Origin of the sequence: Bacteroides caecigallinarum (assembly GCF_021530995.1) — a bacterium.
Taxonomy (GTDB): domain Bacteria; phylum Bacteroidota; class Bacteroidia; order Bacteroidales; family Bacteroidaceae; genus Phocaeicola; species Phocaeicola faecigallinarum.
Genome location: NZ_JADYTF010000378.1, coordinates 1 through 240 on the forward strand (window position 1 = coordinate 1; position 240 = coordinate 240).

1 rRNA gene is annotated in these 240 nt (G+C 52.1%); it reads left to right on the forward strand.

The annotated features are described in order from the left end of the window. A 23S ribosomal RNA gene (locus tag I6E24_RS17110) occupies positions 1–240 on the forward strand; the annotation flags it as partial.

Genomic DNA, 240 nt, shown 5'->3' on the forward strand with positions numbered 1-240 from the left:
AGGACATTGCTTGGTGGGTAGTTTGACTGGGGTGGTCGCCTCCAAAAGCGTAACGGAGGCTTCTAAAGGTACCCTCAGGCCGATCGGTAACCGGCCCAAGAGTGTAATGGCAAAAGGGTGCTTGACTGGGAGACTGACAAGTCGATCAGGTAGGAAACTAGAGCATAGTGATCCGGTGTTTCCGTATGGAAGGGACATCGCTCAAAGGATAAAAGGTACTCCGGGGATAACAGGCTGATC